Origin of the sequence: Halobacillus shinanisalinarum (genome assembly GCF_022919835.1) — a bacterium.
Lineage (GTDB): Bacteria > Bacillota > Bacilli > Bacillales > Halobacillaceae > Halobacillus_A > Halobacillus_A shinanisalinarum.
In genome coordinates this window covers 4,286,253-4,308,740 of the sequence record NZ_CP095074.1, presented here as the reverse complement: position 1 = coordinate 4,308,740, position 22,488 = coordinate 4,286,253, and the positions used below count along the sequence as shown (strand labels likewise).

Here is a 22,488-nt window from a genome sequence, read left to right as displayed (position 1 = left end):
AATTGTTGACCAACTACATGAGTTTTATACCATTCTCCTGCTAGTGCTGATCTCGTGAAGCTTCTGACACTTTAGGAGAAAGTTAACGTTATGTAAGGGATTTGTATTATATGGAACAGTATTGGGGAAGGAATAGGATGTTATCGTATATTAGATTGGAGTATATAAATGAAAGTCATCTATCTAACCTTTGAACTTATCGTTGGTTTCTTCCTGCTTTTTATCATCATTAAATTTGTTGGAAAGAAAATCATTAATCAAATTACCCCCTTCACTTTTATTGCCTCTATCGTATTAGGAGAATTACTAGGAAACGCGTTATACGATCACAAAATCGGTGTCTTTTATATCACATATTCTATGATGTTATGGACCGTTTTACTGTTTGCAGTTGAATATCTTGGTCAAAAATTTCTCCTGTTTCGAGGTATTTTTGAAGGGAAACCATCTGCACTTATTAAAAATGGAATTGTTGATCGAGAGGAATTAAGAAAGAATCGAATGAATATCAATCAGCTGCAAAGCTTGCTTAGACAAAGTGAAACCTTTTCGATTCGAGAAGTTGCTTTTTGTTATTTAGAAGCGAACGGATCGATCAGCATCCTGAAAAAGACAAAGTACCAAAAAACGACTCAGGAAGATTTCAACCTTCCCCTCAAACCCGTCTATGTTCCTTTCACTCTTATACGAGACGGTGAAGTGTTATTGGATGAACTGAAAGACTTAGGTTTCGATGAAGCCTGGTTAAAATCACAGCTCCTATCCAAAGGTTTTTCTGATTACAAAGCAGTTTTTTTAGCTGAGTGGCTGGAAGATGATGGCCTTTTTATACAAACTTATTAAGATAACTAACAAGGGCGCTGATATAATCAGCGCCCTTCTACAATGCCTTTTTCAATATGTCACTTTGCAGACTTGAATGGTTTCTCAACAGGTATTAAGTTATTTCGCTTGCGATTTGTAGCAATGATATAGATCGCAAGGATACCTATTGCCGATACAATGACCGTACCAACATTAAACAACCCTTTCTCAGCTGTCCATACAATAGAATAACCGAGTGCCCCTGCCATCGTTACATAATAAACAAATGGGATAAGGGTTTTTCTGATGACATCCCCTTCTTTTCCAACTAAACCTACTACAGCAGATGCAGCAACGACATTATGAACACAAATCATGTTTCCCGCTGCCCCTCCGACCGCTTGTAAAGCAACAATCCAGGAGGCATCCACACCAATTTGTGCACCCACATCATACTGGAACAGGGAGAACATCATGTTACTAATTGTATTACTTCCAGCTATAAATGCTCCTACTCCGCCGACTAATGGGGAAAACAGCGGCCAGAAGTCCGCTGTTAACGCTGCAACTCCGTTTGCCAATTCAATAGGCATCCCTTCAAAGCCGGCAGCTCCCCCCTCTGAATTAAGAAAAACTTGAACCATCGGAACGGTGAATACTAACGCTGTTGAAGCAGCAATCATTGTTTTAGCAGAATGCGACCAAGCACGTTTATACGGGGTAACATCCATTTGATGAATAAAGAACGTTAGGAGTGAAACGAGAATAAAAACAGATCCAGGTGAATAAAGCGGCTGAAAACTAGCTGAAATATCTGTTCCAAAAATATTAGGGAGAGAAACCGTCCATGCTTTAACCAATTCAAGAAATGGCAGCGCTTCCAATCTAGTTAAAACTAAAAACACTCCAACTAAGATGTATGGGGTCCATGCTCGAACCATCGGCATATTCCCACTTTTATGAGAGATATCCTTTATTTCTACACTCCCTGTCCATTCGGGGTCCCACTCTGACTTTTCTTCAAAGTCCCAATGTTCCCCTTTTGGCGGCATTAAAAAGCCTTTTCTAGCGGCTGACACCACAATGACCAACCCTACTAATCCACCGATCATAGATGGAAATTCTGGTCCTAATAGATTGGCGACAATAACGTAAGGAATGGTCATGGAGAAGGCCGCAAATAGGGCAAACTTCCATACTTCTATGCCTTCACTGAATGATTTGTTTTTACCAAAAAATCTTGTCATTAAGGCGACAACAAATAGGGGTACCAGTGTTCCAACAATGGCGTGAACAATAGCTACCCTGCCACCAATCATCGTCACCAATGTTAGAAAATTGTCCGTAATGCCTGCATCTGCTGCCAAACCTGACTGAACACCAACAAGTATCGGAGTTCCTACCGCTCCAAATGAAACAGGTGTACTTTGAATAACCATCCCCGCGACTACAGCAGCCATTGCCGGAAACCCTAAGCCGACAAGCAAAGGAACAGCTACAGCAGCAGGTGTACCGAAACCAGCTGACCCTTCTATAAAGGATCCAAAAAGCCATGCAATAATAATTACTTGAATTCGTCTATCAGGAGAAATATCTGTAAAGCCTTTACGAATTGTCTTAATCCCACCACTCTCTTGCAAAGTATTTAATAATAGAATGGCACCGAAAATAATAAATAGGAGTGTGGCTGCTACGACTAGTCCATTTATAGAGGCTGCAGCTACAACTGCACCTGGCACTTGCCATACAAACAGGGCTAATAAAACGGCGACAATGTAGGAAATTGGCATGGCCTTACTAGCTGGCCATTTAAGGCCTACGAGAAAGATCCCTACAGCTACTATCGGTAATATGGATAATAAAGCTAATACACCTGTACTCATTTAATATTTCCCTCCTAATGGATTCTATCTCCAATACACTGCCGGAGCTATTTTCATTGTGTGAGTAAGTGCTTTATATGTATTAGATTCTTTGAAAACAGTCTGACCGGCAACATATTGTAAAAAGGCATAGCGTGTAAGGTGGCGCTATGCTTTTTTATAACAGTATTTATTTATAGTAATTCATGCAGATAAACAAGAGACTTAATAAGACTATATTTGATTAAGAATTTATTAGAGATTGCGCTCTGACTGGCGTATTCTTTAAAGTACCGATTTCATCAATCTTACATTCCATTACATCACCAGCTTTGATAAGATGTGCCCCTAGTGGACTGCCCGTTAAAATGACATCTCCTGGGTTTAAAGTCATTACAGTAGACAGATAAGCAACCATTTCCTTCAATGGCACAATCATATGCTCTGTAGAACTGTTTTGTTTTTCTACTCCATTGATGTCAGCTTTCACATTGATTTTTAGGGGATCAAGCTCTGTTTCGATTACTGGACCAAGCGGCGTAAACGTATCAAAGGACTTCCCTACTGTCCAATGGCCATCATCATGAAAAAATTGCGGGGCAGTGATATCATTTCCTATCGTGTATCCGAAAACATGATCAAGGACCTCGTCTTTAGAAAGGTTACTTGCCTCCTTACCAATAACAACCGCTAACTCAGATTCAAACTTTATTTCATCGATGGAGTGTGGTATGATCACTTCCTTTTCCGGACCTATGACAGAGGAATCAGGCTTGAGAAAGAATACGGGAAGGTCTGGTACGGATTCAGGAAGATCCTCCCTACGCCCCACGTAGTTGGCTCCTATTCCAATGACTTTACTTGGGAGGACCGGTGCTAAGAGTTCAACCTCATCCAATGAAAAGGTATCCTCTGTAAATTCCCACCCAGCAAAAATATCTCCTTTGACAGCCTTTATCCCCTCTTCAGTGACAACCCCATAATGTTCTGAATGATTATAATTAAATCTTGCAAATTTCATCCTTTCACCCCTCACATTTTATTCCTTTGGCTAATGGGCCACCGTGTCTTTCACTATTTTTTTTACATCCATACAACGGCTTGGTGTAGGGAACAACTTTCCTTGGTTCAGCAGGTTTCCCGGGTTAAACACTTCTCTTACCCGGGTTTGTGCCTCTAATTCTTCATCGGAGAAAATAAATCTCATTTCTTCTTTCTTTTCGATGCCCACACCATGTTCCCCCGTAATAGAGCCTCCAACATCAGCACAGGCTTTCAAACAGGCAGTTCCAGCTTTCAAGGCTTTCTCCGTTTCACCTGGAACCCTTGCATCAAATAATATTAAAGGGTGAAGATTACCATCCCCGGCATGAAAAATGTTAGCAATTCTCAACCCATACTCTTTACTGATTTCCGAAATATTGCTTAATACTTTAGGTAATGTACTCCTCGGGATCACCCCATCCTGCACTAGATAATCTGGTGATATGGCACCCATCGCTCCAAACCCTGTTTTTCGATTAGCCCACCAGGCACCTCTCTCCTCCTCACTTTGTGCTACTTTTACCTCTCTAACATTCCTCTTGTGACAAACCTTTAATATCTCTTCAATTTGCTCATCTATACCAGCACTGATCCCATCGACTTCAATAAGTAGCAATGCTTCGATATCCTTAGGATGACCTACCGGAAAAGAGCCTGCTTCTACGCCTTCAATGGCAACTTTATCCATCATCTCAAGTGCAGCGGGAACGATACCTGCAGAAACAATATCTGAAACAGCGTGACTTCCGTCCTCAATATCGTCAAAATAGGCGAGCACGGTTTGCTTACCTTGCGGGCTTTTTAAAATACGCACCGTGATCTTTGTAACAATTCCAAGTGTACCTTCAGAACCTGTTAGTAGCCCAAGTAAATCATAACCTGGACTGTCAGGGACCCCATTTTCGCTAATCTCAATGATTTCACCATTTGGAAGCACTACTTCAAGTCCTACTATGTGGTTGGTAGTTACGCCATATTTTAAGCAATGGGCTCCTCCAGCATTTTCGGCAACATTCCCACCGATTGTACACACATATTGACTTGATGGATCCGGTGCATAATAGTAACCCTTGTCAGAAATCGAGTTTGTCAATTTTAAATTCACGAATCCTGGCTGAACAACGGCCTGCCTGTTCTCATAATCTACACTAATCAACTTTTTCATCTTTACTAAGCTGATAATCACTTCTTTATTTAAAGGTGTGGCTCCTCCGCTTAGACCAGTGCCGGCACCTCTTGCCAGAAACGGAAGCTGACTTGCGGAACAATACTTAACTAAAGAGGCAACCTCCTCTGTGTTTTTTGGAAAGACGACTGCTTTTGGGAGAGCTTTTTCAATCACAAATCCATCACAGTCATAAGATAAAAGATCTTCTTTTTTATAAAGAATTTCTTTTTCACCTACAATATTTGCAAGTTGATCAATATGCTTATCACCACTAGTCTTCTTTTTTTTATTTATTAAGAACAATAAGTTCACCCCTCTCTAGCAGATAACATTTCATTCTCATTTTTTGCATAGCCGTTCTCTTGATCTTTCTGATAGGCCCAGTCGAGCAGTTGAACTGTATGAACAATCTCTGCTTTCCTACCGTATTTTTGGACACCTAAGGCCATTTGCAACATGCATCCTGGGTTACCCATCGAGATCATTTCGACATCTTCAGGGACATTTTCCATCTTTCTTTCTAACACGGCTCCTGCCATTTCAGGATTGGTAATATTGTAGATTCCTGCACTGCCACAACATGCATCTGCATGTGGCTGTTCGATGTACTCTACTCCAGGTATATCATTAATAAGCTGACGTGGCTCATGACGAACCCCCTGACCATGAGCTAAATGACAAGCATCATGGTAGGTGATTCTTTTGTTCAATGTACTCATTGGCTTTTCGTAGCCGCTATCAAATAAGTATTTAGAAACATCCTCTACCTTGGTCGAAAATACTTCCGCTTTCTCTTTCCATTCAGGATCATCCTTGAACAATTCAGGATACTCTTTTAAAGCACATCCGCATCCAGCCGCATTGACAACGACTTTATCTGCATCTCCGAAGGCTTCAATATTTTGCTTAGCTAGCTTTTTACCCGTATCACGATCCCCTGCATGAACATGCAGTGCACCACAACAAGTCTGTTTCTTAGGCAAGGCTACTTCGCTGCCATTATGAGTCAAAACATTAATCGTTGCCTGGTTGATGTCGCTGAACATAACATCCATAATACATCCCGTTAGCATGGCTACTCTTGATTTTGTCTCACCTTTGGCAGGGATTACTTCAACATCCTTGTATCTGTTTTGTACCGATTTCTTTATTTCTGGCATGATCGATTCCATTTCAGCAAGGTGATTAGGCATCACGCGGATGGCCCCAGTTTTACGGACAGTTTTTTGAAGACCACTCGTTTGATAAAATTTCAAAAGTCCACTAATCGTATTCAAACGGTTTTTATGTGGAAATAAACCTTGCAAGAAAAACTTGCTGACAACCCCTTTCACCCCTTTCAGAGGTATGGCTTGCCGGACTTGCCCTCTTGCTTCTTCAATAAGTCCTCCTACGTCTACATCTGCCGGACAAGCCGTTGTACAAGCACGACAATCAAGACATTGGAAAACGGGATCCATGAATTGTTCATTCAATCCAATCTTTCCCTCTGCAACCGATTTAATTAAATGGACACGTCCTCTTGGAGAGTGCTGCTCCTGACCCGTTTCTAAATATGTTGGACAAGATTCCAAGCACATCCCACAGTGGACACAATCTGCCCATTTATTCTCATCAGGGTGATCCTCTGGGAAATAGTTACTTAAACTGATGGTCGAACAAGCCGGTTCATTATTTTTCACTTTTTCTACCAACATCTTATATTCCCCCTATGAATCGCTTATAGTTCAAGGTATTATTGGGATCTACTTTAGCCTTAATACCTTGGAGCAGGAAGAAATAAGAAGGAGTTTCTCCCCACACACTTAACTCAGATCTGAGTTTAAGTGGAAGGTGTTTGATGGTTACATAGCCACTTTGCAGTTTTGTAAAGTCCTGTATATCAGATATCGAAGACTTAACACTAGATTCAGCACCTTTCAGAATGAGGTGACTTATTCCATGACCCACGCCCCCATGAGCCTCTATTTCCACATGATATTTTTCCTGAATTCTTTCAGTTTCCTCAATAATATCGAGCACAAGTAAGTTTTTACTCGCTATTTTAAGAACCGCCTCAACATATTCCTCAACATCCTGGTCTTGCAGGCCATTAGGGGCCAGCGAAGAGAACTCCTTCCAAAACTCTCTAGACGCCTCTACTGTTAAATGTTCGGTCTTAGCTTCATTAGGTTTGTGACGCTCCACCCAGTCTTCTTGATAATGAACAGAACGCTCAACATCTTCAAACGAGATTAATAGATGATATCCATTTCTATTAAGTAACTTATTCGATAGTGCAGGATTTAGCAGCTCCAATGAAGCTGGTTCTATCATAGAATCCTGGATCTCCACAATAAATGACCTTAATTCTTCAAGCCTATCCTTTTGCATAGAAAGAATCACTAGGCTTTCATACTTTGGTGTCGGACGTAACTTCAATGTTATTTCAGAAATGACTCCTAACGTCCCCATTGAACCAATAAAAAGTTTATTCATATCATAGCCGGCGACATTTTTTACAACTTTCCCGCCGGTGCGAATGATACTCCCATCCGGATAAACAATGCGCAGCCCAATAACCAAGTCTCGTGCGGAACCGTACTTTAACCTTTTGGGTCCACTTTCATTGGCTGCAATTACTCCTCCGATTGTAGAATCCTTAGGCCAGTTTGGGTCTATAGAAACCATTTGATTGTGCTCTTTAAGATAATTTTTCAATTCATCAATTGTCGTACCAGGCCTTACAGTGACCGTCATATCACCAACAGTATGTTCAACGATCCCTTTATAGTTCGCCAAAGAAAGTAAATAGTCGTATTCCTCAATTAACCCCCCGTACCCCCGCTTAGTCCCTCCACTAATGATGGAAACTTTTTTCCCTTCTTCATGAGCAAGTTTTAGTACTTGTGAAATCTCTTGTTCACTTTTTGGTATCACAACAGATAAACCATTATTGCCGAACGTTTTATTCGGGATGACTGTTTCATCCAATAATTCTTTTAACTCCATTACCATAGCCTCCTATGAAAGCCTTTATGAAGATGTGCGTAAGCAGCATTATAAAACGACAATTTGTTTAAATATTCGAAAAACTATATTTAAAAAAATAGATATGTACGGCATCCTATACGTTAGGTTAAGAGGACCACTAACTCTATTCGAGTTAAGTGACCCTCCCTATCATTATTTAGCGTGAACACGACTTTTAGCTTCAAGACGTCGACGGTGCAGAATTGGCTCCGTGTATCCGCTTGGCTGGTCTAATCCTTTAAACACTAAATCACAAGCAGCTTGAAAGGCTACAGAGTTATCATAGTCTGTAGACATGTTCCTATAATCAGGATCAGAGGCATTTTGTTCATCTACTACCTTAGCCATACGCTGTAATGTTTCTATTACCTGATCATTCGTACAAACTCCGTGGTGAAGCCAATTAGCAATATGCTGACTGGAGATTCTCAGGGTGGCACGGTCTTCCATTAGCCCGATATTATTAATATCCGGTACCGTAGAGCAACCGACACCCTGCTCTACCCAGCGTACAACATATCCTAAAATTCCTTGTGCATTGTTATCCAGTTCTTCTTGAATTTCTTCAGAACTCCATTGTGGATTAGTGACTAACGGAATTTCTAGAATATCATCTTGCTGATCACTTAAGGATTGGGACAAGCTATTTTGGATCTCTCTAACGTCAACCTGATGGTAATGTAAAGCGTGCAAGGTAGCTGCCGTCGGTGATGGCACCCAGGCTGTATTGGCGCCAGCTTCAAGATGACCGCCTTTCTGTTTCATCATGGCATCCATCATATTAGGCATCGCCCACATCCCCTTACCAATTTGAGCCCTGCCCTGTAAGCCGCTTTCCAGTCCTACTTTTACATTCGACTTTTCGTAGCCTTGAAGCCACTTCGATGATTTCATGTCATTTTTACGGATCATTGGTCCATCCGCTTCCATGGAGGTGTGAATTTCATCTCCAGTTCGATCTAAGAAACCTGTATTAATAAAAACAATTCGCTCTTTCACTTCATTAATCGCAGCTTTTAAGTTTAAAGTGGTTCGGCGCTCTTCATCCATAACCCCAATTTTCAGGGTATAACGCTGTAATCCCAGCAAGTCTTCTGTACGATTAAAGAGCTCATTGGCAAACGCGACTTCCTCTGAACCATGCATTTTTGGTTTAACGATATATACTGAGCCCTGAGTAGAATTTTGATGCTGGCCATTCCCTAACACATCGTGCTTGCCGACTAATCCTGTTATGACCGTGTCTAATATCCCTTCAGGAACCTCTTGGCCATCCTGATCAAGCACGGCTTCCGTTGTCATTAAATGACCGACGTTGCGAACAAACATAAGCGAGCGTCCAGACAACGTATATTCTTCACCTTCCGGGGAGGAATACGTGCGATCTGGATTCAATGTTCTAGTAAAAGTTCTATCTCCTTTTGTAATCGTTGCAGATAAATCTCCTTTAAATAAACCAAGCAAGTTTCTATATACGAGTACTTTATCCTCAGCATCAACCGCGGCTACGGAGTCCTCACAATCCATAATTGTTGTCAAAGCTGATTCGACGAGAATATCTTTTACCCCAGCCTTATCTGTTTTTCCAATCGAATCTTGCGGGTCAATTTGAATTTCAAAATGTATTCCGTTATTTTTAAACAACAGAGCATCGGGGTTTTCGGGCTGACTGGTATAACCGGCTAACTGAGAATGATCACTTAGTCCAACGTCTGCTCCGTTTTCTAAAGCCGCAGACAATTTGCCACTTATAACTGAATAGGCTTCTACATCTTTATGAGACCCTTGTTCTAAAGGCACAGATTGATCAAGAAACTCTTTAGCATAAGCAATGACTCTTTCTCCCCGAATGGCGTTGTAAGATCCACCGATTTCCGCTCCATTCTCTTCACTGATCACATCTGTTCCGTAAAGAGCATCATAAAGACTTCCCCAGCGGGCATTTGCTGCGTTGATCGCGTAACGAGCATTGTTCACTGGGACCACTAATTGAGGGCCTGCCTGATGTGCAATTTCTTCATCTACATGTTCAGTAGTGATTTGGACACCTTCTGCAGGAGGCTCTAAATAGTTAATTTGCTGCAAAAACGACTTATAAGTTTCATGATTAAAGTTTTGCTTATGTTCTCTATGCCATTCATTTATTTTGTTCTGTAACTCATCACGTTTGGCTAACAACTGCTTGTTTTTAGGTGCAAGATCTTGTATGATAGCTCCTAACTCATGCCAAAACTGCTCACCTGTCAGCCCGCTTCCTGGTATGGCCTCTGAATTAATAAATTCATATAATACGGGGGACACTTGAAGATTACCAACCTGTACGTATTCTTTCATAAGTAAATTCCTCCTTCAAATGAATATTTTTAATGATAGGATTTAATTCTAGAGAAGTTTCTGCAGGTGTTAAACTTATTAAAATTCCTGCGATTCACCGACAACTGAAACCCCTTACAAAATTGTCGCGCAAGTCTTGAACTACATCTATCCGTCCTTCATCTCTTATACTATAATAAAAACCAAGATATCAGAAATACATATTTAGAATGCCACTTATTCTATTTGGTTATAATTAACTTTTCAGACAACAACTAAACAGGAGGGGTACCATGGATATTCGACATTTAGAATATTTCTCTGAAGTGGCTAGACATTTGAGCTTTACTAAGGCTGCGTCTACATTACACGTTTCCCAACCTTCCATAAGCAAAGTAATCAAAAATTTAGAAGAGGAATTAGATGTGTCACTGTTTTATCGATCCAAGCATTTAGAATTAACCGATGCTGGGAAAGCGGTCTTAGCCAATGCTAAGGATGTCCTTGAGGCCTTTTCTAACTTAACATCAGAGCTCACAGATATTATGGATTTAAAAAAAGGAGAAATTAAAATAGGAATACCTCCCATTATTGGAGCTGCTTTTTTCTCTAATCTTATCAGCCGTTATAAAGAAGAGTATCCCTTAGTCGAAATCAACTTAACAGAGGTAGGTTCAAAGGAGATTAAGCGCGGAGTAGAAGATGGATCATTGAATATTGGTTTGATTTGCAACATCCCTATTAAAAAAGAAAACTTTGAATTAATCAGGGTTATAAAAGACCCTTTAATGCTTATTGTCCACAACGAAAACCCTTTAGCCGAACAAAAATCAATCGATCTATCAAAATTAGAAAAAGAGCCTTTTATTTTATATCGAGAGGACTTTACCCTGTATGACCGGATTATGGAAGAGTGTGCCAAGAACGGGTTCGAGCCCAAAGTCGTCTGTCACAGCTCCCAAAAAGACTTCATGATCGAAATGGTAGAGGCAAAGTTAGGGATTGCGTTATTGCCAAGTAGGATTTGTCATAAGATTACTAATCCAGAAATTAAAGCTATTCCATTAACTAACTCTAATATAAACCTAGAATTAGCGATGGTATGGAAGAAGAACAAGTACTTACCTTTCAGTGTCCGTGAATTTATATCAATGGCAGAGGGATTTATTATAAAGTAATGATCTTAGTGCTTTAAGCTGTAACATAAACTCCGAAAAATGAAATGGCGTCTTTTCCCATAAAAATAGAAGGCAAACCTTGCATACACAATGGTTTGCCTTCTTTCTTATTGTGAGATGTATAATTACTGATCCTCTACCACAATGTAGGTTGCTTGTATCGGCCCGTGCACCCCATAGACGTTGTTCATCTCTATGTCAGCGCTGTTACTAGGTCCGGTAATGAAGTTGACACAGGAGGCTACCTGCTCCCCACCTTCAATCCGTTGATGAATCTCCCTTGTAACCTGCGACATTCTTGGTACAATGGTGCTTTTCGGGATAATAGCTACATATGTCGAAGGAAGCAAACTGACAGAACGGCCTTTGCCAGTGTCACTGAATAACACCACGGTGCCTGACTCTGCCAGCGTAGCGTCACTAAACGTAATTCCAACGTCGGCTTGCTCTGCTCTTCTTATACTTTCCTCCCCGTTCCGTGCATCCCATGTAAACACATCAATGTCCCGGTTGGTTTGAAGCTCCTCCAGATTATTTCGCAATGCAAATGTATCAAAACGTGGATCATCCCAGGTAACCGCCGAACGAAGATGATATTTTTCCATCACCTTCGTAATCTCTTCTCCTAGTCCACTCCTATCCGTTCGAACAAAGTCTGTATGAATGTCACCGCACTGCTGTTCAAGAACGTCAACAAGTTCATCTTCAGTCTTATCCTGAAGTACGCTCCATTGAGGTTGGTGCTTCCACGCAGGCTTGGTCACACCCGCCTTCTTCCGTTCACGACCAAGCCTGCTTGCGATATTGTTTAAAAACATATCCTTATTTTGAATCGTACCTTTGGTCATTTGTTTTTCCCTCCTTTCTCCCGATTTTTATACCAATCTCTGAATCTTTCTCTTTGCGGGGCAGGAAATTCTCGAACGTTTGTCCAAGCTTTAAGCGGCCCGGGCCCTTTAGAGATCTTCTTTTCTTTTACAAAAGGAGTAACGAGCAGAGGAGCTAATTTCGTGCCCAAACGGTATAATGAAGAAGAACCTGTTCCCATGCTGAATCCCTTCATCGCCAACCTCTCTCCAAAGTCTGTTTTATTCTCTTCTTCTACGATATTTTTCCGATGCATAATCAACTGCTCATGAAGAGGGATCTTCACTGGACAGACATCTGTGCAAGCACCGCATAATGAGGAAGCATAGGGTAATTCCTTATAATCTTCGTATCCCCCAAGTAACGGAGTAAGCACGGCACCTATAGGACCCGGATAAATCGAACCATAAGCATGACCTCCTACATGACGATAAACAGGGCAGACATTAACACATGCAGCACAACGAATACAGTGTAAAGATTCTTGGAATTCCGTACCTAAAATTTTGGAACGGCCGTTGTCCACGATGACTAGATGAAATTCTTCTGGACCGTCTGCGTCCTCTTCCCCTTTTGGGCCTGTTAATGCGGTAACATAACTTGTTAGTTTTTGACCCACAGCCGCTCTTGTTAATAGACTTACCATCACATCAAGTTCTTCCCAGGTTGGGACGATCCGCTCCATCCCCATGACTGTAATTTGGGTATCAGGCAGAGTCGATACCATCCGAGCGTTTCCCTCATTCGTGACAAGGGCAAATGATCCCGACTCAGCAACAGCAAAGTTACAGCCTGTTATTCCGATATCCGCCGATAAAAACTCCTTTCTCAACTGCTCTCTTGCGAATAAGGTAAGTTCTTCTGGTTTTTCCGTTTGGTCATATCCCTTTCGATCTCTAAAAACATCACGGATTTGCTCCTTATTTTTATGCAAAGCCGGCGCGACAATATGTGATGGTGGGTCATTTTCGTCAAGCTGTAAGATATATTCTCCCAAGTCCGACTCAACCACCTCGCACCCTTCTGCTTCCAATGCCTCATTTAACGATATCTCTTCGGTTACCATCGATTTAGACTTGACGACTTTTTTTGCTTCTTTTTCGTTGACGACCCCTTGCACATAGTTGTTGGCATCTTCTGCCGTTTCGGCAAAATAGACATGCCCGCCAAGCTCAGCTATCTTTTCACTCAACTGCTGCAAATAATAATCCAAATTTTCCATCGTGTGCTGGCGAATTTCCTGTCCGTGACTCCGCCATTCTTCCCAATCACCCAATTCTTCAGCCGCATTTAACTGTTTGGACTGCAATCTCCCCTGGGCCGACCGAACAGCCCCACGCATGAAATCGTCACCCAGACCTTTTTCTATTCGATTTGAAAAATTCTTATCACCTACGTGCATCGGCATTATGATTCACCTCGACTGTTTAAAATTTCTGCTATATGCATTACTTTTACCGGCTTATTCTTTCGCTTCAGACGGCCATCGATTTGCATTAAGCAGCCGCCATCCGCTCCAATTAACAGATCGGCATCGGTTTCTTCAATGTGGTTAATCTTTTCATCAACCATTTGCTCTGAAATGGCTGCCATTTTCACGGAAAATGTTCCTCCGAATCCACAGCAATCCTGTCGGTTCGGCAGCTCCTCAAGCTCCAACCCTTTCACACGACTCAACAGCTTAAGTGGTGCTTCTTTTACTCCAAGGAGACGAGTCATATGACACGATGTGTGATAGGTGGCCTTACCATTAAATTCAGCACCAACATCCTCTACTTGTAGAACTTCTGTCAAAAATTGTGTCAGCTCAAACGTTTTCTTTTTTAATGATTTTGCCTTTTCTCGCCACTCTGGTTCTCCTTCAAATAATTCTTCGTACTCATGGAACATATAGGCACAAGACCCTGAAGGACTGACGACATAGTCCGAATGTGCAAACGTTTTAATCATATTTTTAGCTGCTGCTTTTGTATTCCCATGATAGCCGCTATTGTAGGCTGGCTGTCCACAGCACGTTTGCGTTTCTGGAAAATCAACCTCACAGCCTAGTCTTTCTAGTAGCTCTACGCTTGCCTTCCCTGCATTCACATAAAATAAATCACCGAGACATGTAATAAATAATGAAACTTTCATGCTGCATCCCCTTCTTCCTTTAGATCACACTAACGTTTACATTTTACGTACTTAAGCCGATATATCTAAATCTTTAGAGTTTTTGTTAAAGTGCATTCCTTTTCCAATAGCAGCAGCTATTAAGCCTCCCACAATTATCAGGAGAAAAGTACCTACATTAAAGCCAAAGCCATTAAGGTAGACGTATCCTAGAGTCCCAGCAAAGCTTACATAGAAAAACATTGGTATTAGCAACCTTCGAATCAATCTGCCTTCTTTCCCCATTAATCCAGCAGCTGCCGAGGCAGCAACTACATTATGTACACAAATCATATTCCCAGCTGCGCCACCAACAGCCTGAAGGGAAACAATTGTCCCTGGAGAAACCCCAATGGAATCTCCCACACCAAATTGGAACAACGAAAACATCATATTGCTTATCGTATTACTCCCTGCAACAAAAGCACCAATTGCACCAATTAGAGGAGCGACAAGTGGGTAATAGTCTCCAAATAACTCTGATATTCCCTCTGCTAACACTAAAGGCATACTGTTGAAGCCAGCCGCATTCACATCTGAATTAATGAATATTTGCACTAAAGGAACTGTGAATATAAGGGCCACCATGGCACTAAGGACCGTTTTAAAGGAGTCCTTCACTGCGATACCGTATTCAGATCCTTTCATCCTGTATAGGAAGGCGGCTATAATAGATACCACAATAAATACGACGCCGGGAATATTTAATGGTTGTGTAGATACAGTAATACCAGTTCCAAATAGTTGTGGCAAGGATATATCCCAAGCTTTCAACCAACTACTAAACGGTAAGGAAGGTAATCGTGTAATGACCAGCAGAATAGCTACCAGCAAATAGGGAAACCAAGCGCCAAATGTGCTGACTTTCTGCTGTGGTTCCTCTTCTTTTATTTTTAGATTTCCTACCCAATCAGTTTCCCAATTTTCCTTCTTATCAAAGCCCCACACCTGTTTTGGCATAAAGACTCCTTTTTTAGCGGCTGGAATAACAATAGCCATTCCAACTAAACCACCGATTAATGAAGGAAATTCAGGTCCAAGTAAATTGGCAACAACTGCATAAGGAATGGTAAAGGCGACCCCCGCAAACAGGGCAAACTTCCAGACAGCTAGGCCTTCTTTAATAGATTTATTTTTACCAAAGAAACGAGTTAACATAGCTGAAATAAACAGGGGGATAAAGATTCCCACTATTCCGTGAAAAATTGCTACCTGGCCACCTATTTGGACAATGTAATCCATAAAACCAATACCCGCTTCACTTACATGTTGATTAACCATTTCTGAATCTTTCAAACCTGTGTTCACGCCTATTAATATCGGTGTCCCAATGGCCCCATAAGAAACAGGTGTGGACTGAAGCATGAGAGCTACCATTACTGCCCCTAGTGCCGGGAAACCGATGGCAACAAGTAATGGAGCGACTATAGTTGCTGGACTCCCCCAGCCGGCTGCACCTTCTAGAAATGATCCAAATAACCAGCAAATTATGATCGCTTGAATCCGCCTATCTGCCGTTATATCCGTGAATCCCGACCGGATCGTATAAATAGCCCCGCTTTCTTTCAATGTATTCAAAAGTAACAAAGCTCCAAATACAATTAAGCCCACTTCTAGAGCAGTAAACATGCCTTTTATTGCAGAAGCACTAACTTGATTTGCAGGTACCTTCCATATGAAACTTGCTGTGATTATAGTAATAACTAGAGAGATTGGCATGGCCCATTTTGCCGGCCAACGCAGAATAACTAAAAATAGAAAGACTGATAGTATTGGTATGAGCGCAATCAGTACAAGATACCCAATACTCATAGGTTAACCCCCTTTTTATAGATATGGTCATCAGATGACCTGTTGAATATTCATCATTGTAATATAAAGCGCTTTCACTTTGCAAGTTGGAATTAGCATAGTTAGGAAATCTAGTAAATTAGTATGGTGAGCTGGCGGACTTTTAAAAATGCGAAAAAAGAGCCCCTTACTAAGCATTTTAGGAGCTCTCATCTGCGATTATTATGGGTAATGTCAACTAAAGGAGGTCTCTTTATTTGGGAGGGATGTATTTAAGAAGTGTATGTTCAACTTCTGCCAAATGATTTAACATTAACTCTTGCGCTTTAGCCGATTCTCTTGACTGAATGGCTTCAAAAATTTGATTATGCTGTTGATAGATCTTCTCTAACGTCCTCTGCTGGGAATACAACCAAATGCGTCTTGTCTCAAACATAGCTTCCACCATCGTTTCTGATACACTGTCCATTAAATCAATCAGAAAGCGATTGTGGGAAGCTTCTGCAATGGCCATATGAAACCGCAGATCCGCTTTCTCCCCAAGCTCTTCATCCCCCCTGGCGTTATGCATATCTGAAAGTGCCTTCTCCATTGCCTTAATGTCCGACTCCATTGCGTTCTCTACTGCAGAGCTGACACTCCCTAGTTCCAAGATCCTTCTAATTTCCAATAAATCTTGGATGTCTTTTTCACTCATTAGAATCGTGGCACTTGCTATGGATGTCGTAAGCACTTTTGGATCAAACTCACGGATATAAGTACCCTCACCCTGCCGCATTTCCACAATTCCTTTTGCCCGTAAGGCACTTAATGCTTCACGAATAGCCGATCTGCCTACGCTAAAGTCTTCCGCTAGCTGCTGAACGGAATTAAGCTTATCTCCTGACTTCAAATCGCCTATTTTGATCATATTTAATAATTCATCTGCCACTTCTTCATATATTTTACGTGTCTTGATTTGTTTATAAGCCATTGGCACACCTCTGTCCTCTTGATTACTTCCATTTTATCGAAAGCGCCGGGCAGCGGCAAATCTGTAATTCTGAAAAGTATGTTCTCTTGTACATCATATCAAGTTCTATAAGTGTGTGTTCAAAAAGTTGACGAATGAAAACGTCGACACGAGCACGTTCCTTGTGCGTCGCAAGAAGCTCGAGGCGCGAAAGTTTTGAGGACCACAGCGGATGCCTTTTCATACTGGGGACCGGAAAAACCGAGCAACGAAGAAATGCGATGTTTATCATTTGTGACTTTTTGAACATCCTCTATAAGGGAAAATTTTGCGACGTTTATAATGAATGATTTCATTCCTATGCCCCAATTGTTTTCCTACAGCTGCAACGGACAAGATATTTACCTTTCGAAACGTTCTGACCTTTCCCCGTGAATAACAATAAGCAAGTATTTCCTTATCCCTGATGTCAAGCACTCTAATGATCCTTTATGAGATTTGACCGTCTGTGGCCAAGTAAATTATTTCTAGCTTCTGCTTTTGTTCAACCGAACGACTGAGTAATCCCTCCATGCTATTCACCCCTTTATGCATAGTGACCGCCAATTTTTTTGCTGCGCTCCAGGGTAATTCCGCCACTAGTATAGCTGCTTGCCCTAAGCAAGGCCGTCGAACCATACTGGTCACGAATTTTGTCCATCACAACTCCTATATCTTTCCTTCTTGGGCGATCATCAAATAAACTCAATTGAACATCCATTTCCTCACCTAATCCTGTGAGCGCAACGGACGCCCGACGTATTTTACTTTCCCCATTATAAAACCGATGGAATAAACGCAAACAGATATTGTAAACATCCATGGTAACATTCGTAGGAGTCTGAACAGACATCGACCGACTGAACCCTCCACCTGTTTCTGTTGAATAGCCTATTCCTAAATGGACGGTCCGGCCTTCTTTGCCATCATGACGCGCCCGCCGACAAGCTTCCTCGCATAAGTCCAGAAGGCAAGCAAAGATCTCCTCTTTTTGATAATCCCTCAATAGTGTGATCCCATGACCATACGATTTTTGTTCCGTCTTGACAAAATCCCCATATACGGGGCTTAGATCAACGCCCCAGGCATGCCAATATAATTGCTCGCCCATGATACCGTAATTTTTTTTGAGATATTTCAAAGGATGGCGTGCGAGCTGTCCCAAATTTAAAATGCCCATACGATTTAAATTCCTCGTCATCCGTGAACCGATCCCCCATATATCATGGATATTGCAAGGCCATAACATTTCTTCGACATCCTCATAGCGACATTCTGCGATCCCGTTACTCGCTTTCTTCGCATGAATATCCATAACTACTTTAGCCAAAAACTTGTTATCACCGATGCCTATGACACATTCAATTCCAAACTGCTCACGTATCCGGGACTGAATCATTTTGGCAATATCATCTGGAGAGCCATAAAGCTTTTTCAAGCCGTTGACCGTTACCCATAATTCGTCTACTGAGTAAATGTGTATCGCTTCTTCGGGTACGAAATTCTTGATCATTTTTGAGATCTCGACCGAAACTTCTAAATAATCTCTCATATGTGCCGGGGCGATAATAAGATCAGGATCATCAGGCAGTTCAAAAAATCGACTAACATTGCTGATGCCATATTTCTTCTTAAGAGAAGGTGAGGCCGCTAGCACTATGCTGCCACGCCTGCTTGTATCCCCGACCACCGCTAGTAACGCCGTCTGCGGATCCTGACTACGCTTCACACACTCTATACTTGCATAAAAAGATCTCATATCAATACATAAGACATCATTCCTAGGATAAACTGAATAATCCATTTCCCTCACCTTACCACGAACATTTGTTCCTATTATATGCAATAAGCCTTTAGATGTATACAGGAAACTTAAACCACCTTTTAAAAAGATTTATGTGATCGAGTACCTGCCTCTTGAGAGCATAGTAATTCTTCCTTCCGCTTCGACAAAACACCCCAGAAGCGTTATAATATATTCAGTTTATCAAGGCTTGGAGGGATCCTTATGGTCGTCCGATTGTTATCCGCCTTCATGATCGCAGCAATATTGTTAACGCTCCTCACTCTATTTGTCCCCCAGTTACTGAATGGGGCATGGGTGGTGCTGTGCGGTCTACTTGTGATCGGATTCGGGTGTTTGGCATTTGTTTATGTACGTAAGACGGTGTTGTTATTAAAAAACAGCGAAAGAAATGAAAATAATCAGAGCTTATAAATGAACGAAAAACAACCTCACATCAGGAGGTTGTTTTTGTCATGATTTACTTCGAAATTTTCTCCCGGGCTTTCACAGGTAATGCGACTGGCTGAACTTCCTCCCACGTTTCCACATAACTTCCCTTGACGTACACTTTTAAAAAGGCGTCCTTTCGAAGCTCCTTCCCTGCATAAAAGGTTACTTCTCGTTTTTCTCCATCTGCGTTAAAACCAGTTAGTGTATAATCATATCCGCCAGGGTTTTTCGGGTTTCCAGGTTCATTAATTTGTACAAAAACCTCTTCTTTCGGAACGAGTGGATTCAAGCGATCTGTTACTTCATTTGGCAATGCCATAAATCCCCCAACCAAAATGGCCAACAAGACCACTATTCCTATTAATTTTTTCATTTTCTCTCCCCTTCTAATCCGTGATGGATGCCGTTAATTTTTTTATATAACTAAATCGAACCACGATAAAATAGACAATCTGTAAGACTAGAAATCCAAGGATCGTCATAACAGATGGAGCGAAAACATTGAAGAAGCCTTCCCTCTCTAACACCATTAAGGCAAACCCTGTATGAACAGTAGCCACGAGAAAAGGCATAAAAAATAAAATCCCTAATTGCCATGTGGCACTTCGCTTCATCTCACGTTCAGTTAACCCAATTTTAGATAAGGCTTTGTACTTTTCGCGTTCCGCTTCTAAATCCGTAAACAAACGGAAGTACAAGAAACTGCCTGCTGCTAAGAAGAAAACAATCGCTACAAATAAACCGATAAATAAGCTTAGACTGGGAAGCTGTACGGTTATAAAATACGTAACGGCCTTAGCAGAAAAGTCAAAATTGATGTTTGAATAATCACCGAACAATTGACGCTTTAATTGTTGAGTAATCGCCACACTGTCCTTCCAATTTTGATAATTATATCCATATAGTGTGGAAGGCTCGAGTGATGTCCTTAATTTCTGAAACGTTTCCTCATTCACGACCATCGTGCTGGAAATTGATAACACGGAGGACTCGACCTTTTTCACCTCAATCGAACTGGATGTGTCCATAAAATCCAGGTTTGCAGGGATATCCTCTTTGCTCAAAACCCCACGGTTATCCTTGTAAAAAATAGCCTGGCCAGCCTCGATTGATTCTTCTTGAACAGAAGGCTGCAGTGTTGAAAATTGCTCCTGAGAGAAAATTAATACGGGCGGTGCTGATCCATCTTCTTTTTCATACCGTGCCTCGATCGTCTCGATTTCATCGGTTGTAAAAGCAAAACCATTTTCCTTCAGACTTTTTTCAATCGAATCGATGTGTGCCGCCTCTTCCTCATTATCAGGTGAAGAGAGATATTCGATTTCATATTGGGTACGTTCCGCATGCAGATTTGTTTGATAAACGGTCAAAACTCCAGTTGCCGTAAAAGCTACCGCTGAGACAATGCTGACAATAAAAAACAATCTCGCATTGTCTTTTAAACGATAGGTTAAATCGGAAATAGATAAGAGATGAAAGCCTTTTAAGTAAAAGCGTTTATTCTTTTTCAAAAGCTTTACTATCCAAATGCTCAATTGACTAAAAAAGAAAAACGTGCCAATCACAGTTGTGATCAAAATAATCACCGCGTTCGGCAAATTTATTTCAGCTGTTAAAGCCATGCCATAACCTGTACTTAAGAATCCTAACGCGATGATAGACAACAATATGGACGGCTTCGGTTCCCCTTTAGGCGTCTTCGCTCCTTTCAACAGAGCAACAGTTTTCTCAGATTTTATAAAGAAAAGAATGAATTGAGAAATGATGAAAAAGAGTAACAAGAAAACGGCAGCTGTGAGCCCCATCGCTTTTCCCGGGAAATATAATGATAACGGCTCCATATCAAGGACATACCCGCCCGCTGCAAAGAACAACTTAGCTAAAATTGTTCCACCAGCAATTCCCGAAACGATGGAGGAAAGGCCAATCAGCATATTTTCAACCGTTAATAAAACTCGTAACTGCCGTGGTGATGTTCCTGTTATCGTCAACACTCCAAACTCTCGTTTTCGTGTATGCAAAAAGGCGCTAACAGAATAGAGAACAAATAAAATCGAAAAGACAAAAATAATCCATTCGGCTGCTGCCATGCCCTTCTGAGCAATATTGTTCATATAACCCTCTTCTAAAGCTGGATGAAAGATAAACATGGCAAACAGGTAAAAGATCATCACAGCAAACGAACTACTCAAATAAAAAGCCAAGTAAGCACGCAAATTCCGAGTAACATTTTTAATCGCGAGTTGATAAAAGTTCATCAGCATTCCCTCCAAGCATCGATAAGACATCGATAATTTGCTGGAAGAACACCTTCCTGTTATCTCCCATATATATTTCATTGTATAGCTCACCATCTTTAATAAATACGACACGGTGGCAGTAGCTTGCGGCCAACGGATCATGTGTCACCATGAACATCGTTGTTTGCTCTCGTCGATTAATATCCAGCATCGCTTCCAAAACGGCTTTAGAAGATTTTGAGTCTAAATTTCCTGTCGGTTCATCCGCAAGCAGCAAGGCCGGATTATGAATAATTGCCCTCGCAATGGCGGCACGCTGCATTTGTCCTCCTGATACTTCGAACGTCCTCTTTTTTAAGATCTTGTCAATCTCAAGTTTTTTAGCGATCATACTTAATTTTTCTTCCATAACGGAAGGTTTCTCCTTCTCCAACACTAAGGGCAGCATAATGTTTTCTTCTAGCGTCAGTGTATCGAGCAAATTAAAATCTTGAAAAACGAATCCCAATTCACGCCTTCTGAACTTGGCCAGCTTTTCTTTTTTTAATTGATGCGGCTGCTGACCGTTGATGATCACCTCTCCTGACGTTGGGCGGTCAATGGTTGAAATAAGATTTAAAAATGTTGTCTTACCTGACCCTGATGGTCCCATCACTCCGACAAACTCCCCGGTTCTACGTCCAGGGTTATATTGGTTAAGGCTTGAAACGGATTTTTCCCGTCATAAATTTTGTTAAGCTGATTCACTTTAAGCACATGTTCCATTTATTGAAACCTCCTTGAATGACTGTGTCTTTATTGTAAAAAGAATGTAGGATCTTTACGATAGCA

At 41.3% G+C, this 22,488-nt stretch carries 17 protein-coding genes and 1 pseudogene; 3 read left to right on the top strand and 15 right to left on the bottom strand.

The window, feature by feature from the left end; genetic code table 11:
• Positions 1–168 precede the first annotated feature (168 nt).
• Entirely contained in the window at positions 169–843 is a 675-nt protein-coding gene (locus MUO14_RS21350; protein ID WP_244752522.1) for a DUF421 domain-containing protein, read from the top strand.
• A gap of 59 nt (positions 844–902) precedes the next feature.
• Here MUO14_RS21350 and MUO14_RS21345 read toward each other — a convergent pair whose 3' ends face one another.
• The 6 genes from MUO14_RS21345 to MUO14_RS21320 form a co-directional block, all read right to left on the bottom strand.
• Positions 903–2,687 carry an L-lactate permease gene (locus MUO14_RS21345; RefSeq protein WP_244752521.1) on the bottom strand — a complete coding sequence of 595 codons (1,785 nt, stop codon included), beginning with the start codon at positions 2,685–2,687 and terminating at the stop codon, positions 903–905.
• A 223-nt stretch (positions 2,688–2,910) separates the two neighbouring features.
• A complete protein-coding gene (locus tag MUO14_RS21340; RefSeq protein WP_244752520.1) occupies positions 2,911–3,687 on the bottom strand; it encodes a fumarylacetoacetate hydrolase family protein in 777 nt (258 codons plus the stop codon).
• A gap of 30 nt (positions 3,688–3,717) precedes the next feature.
• A complete protein-coding gene (locus MUO14_RS21335) occupies positions 3,718–5,172 on the bottom strand; it encodes an FAD-linked oxidase C-terminal domain-containing protein (protein WP_244755713.1) in 1,455 nt (484 codons plus the stop codon).
• 14 nt (positions 5,173–5,186) lie between these two features.
• Positions 5,187–6,575 (bottom strand): (Fe-S)-binding protein, encoded by a 1,389-nt coding sequence (locus MUO14_RS21330; RefSeq protein ID WP_244752519.1) that lies wholly within the window; start codon positions 6,573–6,575, stop codon positions 5,187–5,189.
• 1 nt (position 6,576) lies between these two features.
• Complete coding sequence (locus MUO14_RS21325; RefSeq protein WP_244752518.1) at positions 6,577–7,869, bottom strand: FAD-binding oxidoreductase; 1,293 nt, start codon at positions 7,867–7,869, stop codon at positions 6,577–6,579.
• A 174-nt stretch (positions 7,870–8,043) separates the two neighbouring features.
• Positions 8,044–10,224: a malate synthase G gene (locus MUO14_RS21320; protein ID WP_244752517.1), complete on the bottom strand. Its 2,181-nt coding sequence runs from the start codon at positions 10,222–10,224 to the stop codon at positions 8,044–8,046.
• 272 nt (positions 10,225–10,496) lie between these two features.
• On the opposite strand from MUO14_RS21320, the gene MUO14_RS21315 reads away from it, so the two are divergent.
• The gene (locus tag MUO14_RS21315) at positions 10,497–11,381 is read left to right on the top strand and encodes a LysR family transcriptional regulator (protein ID WP_244752516.1); all 885 of its coding nucleotides are present in this window, start codon (positions 10,497–10,499) and stop codon (positions 11,379–11,381) included.
• Positions 11,382–11,506: 125 nt separating this feature from the next.
• Here the strand turns inward: MUO14_RS21315 and MUO14_RS21310 are convergent, their stop codons facing one another.
• The 6 genes from MUO14_RS21310 to MUO14_RS21285 form a co-directional block, all read right to left on the bottom strand.
• The gene (locus MUO14_RS21310) at positions 11,507–12,229 is read right to left on the bottom strand and encodes a LutC/YkgG family protein (protein ID WP_244752515.1); all 723 of its coding nucleotides are present in this window, start codon (positions 12,227–12,229) and stop codon (positions 11,507–11,509) included.
• Positions 12,226–13,656, bottom strand: coding sequence for a LutB/LldF family L-lactate oxidation iron-sulfur protein (locus tag MUO14_RS21305; protein ID WP_244752514.1), 1,431 nt, complete (start codon positions 13,654–13,656; stop codon positions 12,226–12,228). The genes MUO14_RS21310 and MUO14_RS21305 overlap by 4 nt, the downstream gene beginning before the upstream one ends.
• Positions 13,656–14,381 (bottom strand): (Fe-S)-binding protein, encoded by a 726-nt coding sequence (locus MUO14_RS21300; RefSeq protein ID WP_244752513.1) that lies wholly within the window; start codon positions 14,379–14,381, stop codon positions 13,656–13,658. The genes MUO14_RS21305 and MUO14_RS21300 overlap by 1 nt, the downstream gene beginning before the upstream one ends.
• Positions 14,382–14,432: 51 nt before the next feature.
• Positions 14,433–16,211, bottom strand: coding sequence for an L-lactate permease (locus MUO14_RS21295; protein WP_244752512.1), 1,779 nt, complete (start codon positions 16,209–16,211; stop codon positions 14,433–14,435).
• 232 nt (positions 16,212–16,443) lie between these two features.
• Positions 16,444–17,163, bottom strand: coding sequence for a FadR/GntR family transcriptional regulator (locus MUO14_RS21290; protein ID WP_244752511.1), 720 nt, complete (start codon positions 17,161–17,163; stop codon positions 16,444–16,446).
• 565 nt (positions 17,164–17,728) lie between these two features.
• The gene (locus MUO14_RS21285) at positions 17,729–18,985 is read right to left on the bottom strand and encodes a DNA polymerase IV (RefSeq protein ID WP_244752510.1); all 1,257 of its coding nucleotides are present in this window, start codon (positions 18,983–18,985) and stop codon (positions 17,729–17,731) included.
• A 204-nt stretch (positions 18,986–19,189) separates the two neighbouring features.
• Between MUO14_RS21285 and MUO14_RS21280 the strand changes: the two genes are divergently transcribed.
• On the top strand, positions 19,190–19,399 hold the full coding sequence (locus MUO14_RS21280) for a hypothetical protein (RefSeq protein ID WP_244752509.1): 210 nt from the start codon (positions 19,190–19,192) through the stop codon (positions 19,397–19,399).
• Between the two features lie 46 nt (positions 19,400–19,445).
• Here the strand turns inward: MUO14_RS21280 and MUO14_RS21275 are convergent, their stop codons facing one another.
• From MUO14_RS21275 to MUO14_RS21265, 3 genes and pseudogenes are all read right to left on the bottom strand, one after another.
• Positions 19,446–19,790: a YxeA family protein gene (locus MUO14_RS21275; RefSeq protein WP_244752508.1), complete on the bottom strand. Its 345-nt coding sequence runs from the start codon at positions 19,788–19,790 to the stop codon at positions 19,446–19,448.
• Between the two features lie 13 nt (positions 19,791–19,803).
• Positions 19,804–21,675, bottom strand: a complete 1,872-nt coding sequence (locus MUO14_RS21270; RefSeq protein ID WP_244752507.1) for an ABC transporter permease — start codon at positions 21,673–21,675, stop codon at positions 19,804–19,806.
• A pseudogene (locus tag MUO14_RS21265) lies at positions 21,650–22,422 on the bottom strand (ABC transporter ATP-binding protein). The gene MUO14_RS21270 and the pseudogene MUO14_RS21265 overlap by 26 nt, the downstream one beginning before the upstream one ends.
• Positions 22,423–22,488 lie beyond the last annotated feature (66 nt).

Coding starts and splice junctions, on each gene's coding strand:
- MUO14_RS21350 (WP_244752522.1), top strand. CDS start 169: ATGAAAGTCATCTATCTAACCTTTGAACTTATCGTTGGTTTCTTCCTG.
- MUO14_RS21345 (WP_244752521.1), bottom strand. CDS start 2,687: ATGAGTACAGGTGTATTAGCTTTATTATCCATATTACCGATAGTAGCT.
- MUO14_RS21340 (WP_244752520.1), bottom strand. CDS start 3,687: ATGAAATTTGCAAGATTTAATTATAATCATTCAGAACATTATGGGGTT.
- MUO14_RS21330 (WP_244752519.1), bottom strand. CDS start 6,575: ATGTTGGTAGAAAAAGTGAAAAATAATGAACCGGCTTGTTCGACCATC.
- MUO14_RS21325 (WP_244752518.1), bottom strand. CDS start 7,869: ATGGAGTTAAAAGAATTATTGGATGAAACAGTCATCCCGAATAAAACG.
- MUO14_RS21320 (WP_244752517.1), bottom strand. CDS start 10,224: ATGAAAGAATACGTACAGGTTGGTAATCTTCAAGTGTCCCCCGTATTA.
- MUO14_RS21315 (WP_244752516.1), top strand. CDS start 10,497: ATGGATATTCGACATTTAGAATATTTCTCTGAAGTGGCTAGACATTTG.
- MUO14_RS21310 (WP_244752515.1), bottom strand. CDS start 12,229: ATGACCAAAGGTACGATTCAAAATAAGGATATGTTTTTAAACAATATC.
- MUO14_RS21305 (WP_244752514.1), bottom strand. CDS start 13,656: ATGCCGATGCACGTAGGTGATAAGAATTTTTCAAATCGAATAGAAAAA.
- MUO14_RS21300 (WP_244752513.1), bottom strand. CDS start 14,381: ATGAAAGTTTCATTATTTATTACATGTCTCGGTGATTTATTTTATGTG.
- MUO14_RS21295 (WP_244752512.1), bottom strand. CDS start 16,211: ATGAGTATTGGGTATCTTGTACTGATTGCGCTCATACCAATACTATCA.
- MUO14_RS21290 (WP_244752511.1), bottom strand. CDS start 17,163: ATGGCTTATAAACAAATCAAGACACGTAAAATATATGAAGAAGTGGCA.
- MUO14_RS21285 (WP_244752510.1), bottom strand. CDS start 18,985: ATGGATTATTCAGTTTATCCTAGGAATGATGTCTTATGTATTGATATG.
- MUO14_RS21280 (WP_244752509.1), top strand. CDS start 19,190: ATGGTCGTCCGATTGTTATCCGCCTTCATGATCGCAGCAATATTGTTA.
- MUO14_RS21275 (WP_244752508.1), bottom strand. CDS start 19,790: ATGAAAAAATTAATAGGAATAGTGGTCTTGTTGGCCATTTTGGTTGGG.
- MUO14_RS21270 (WP_244752507.1), bottom strand. CDS start 21,675: ATGAACTTTTATCAACTCGCGATTAAAAATGTTACTCGGAATTTGCGT.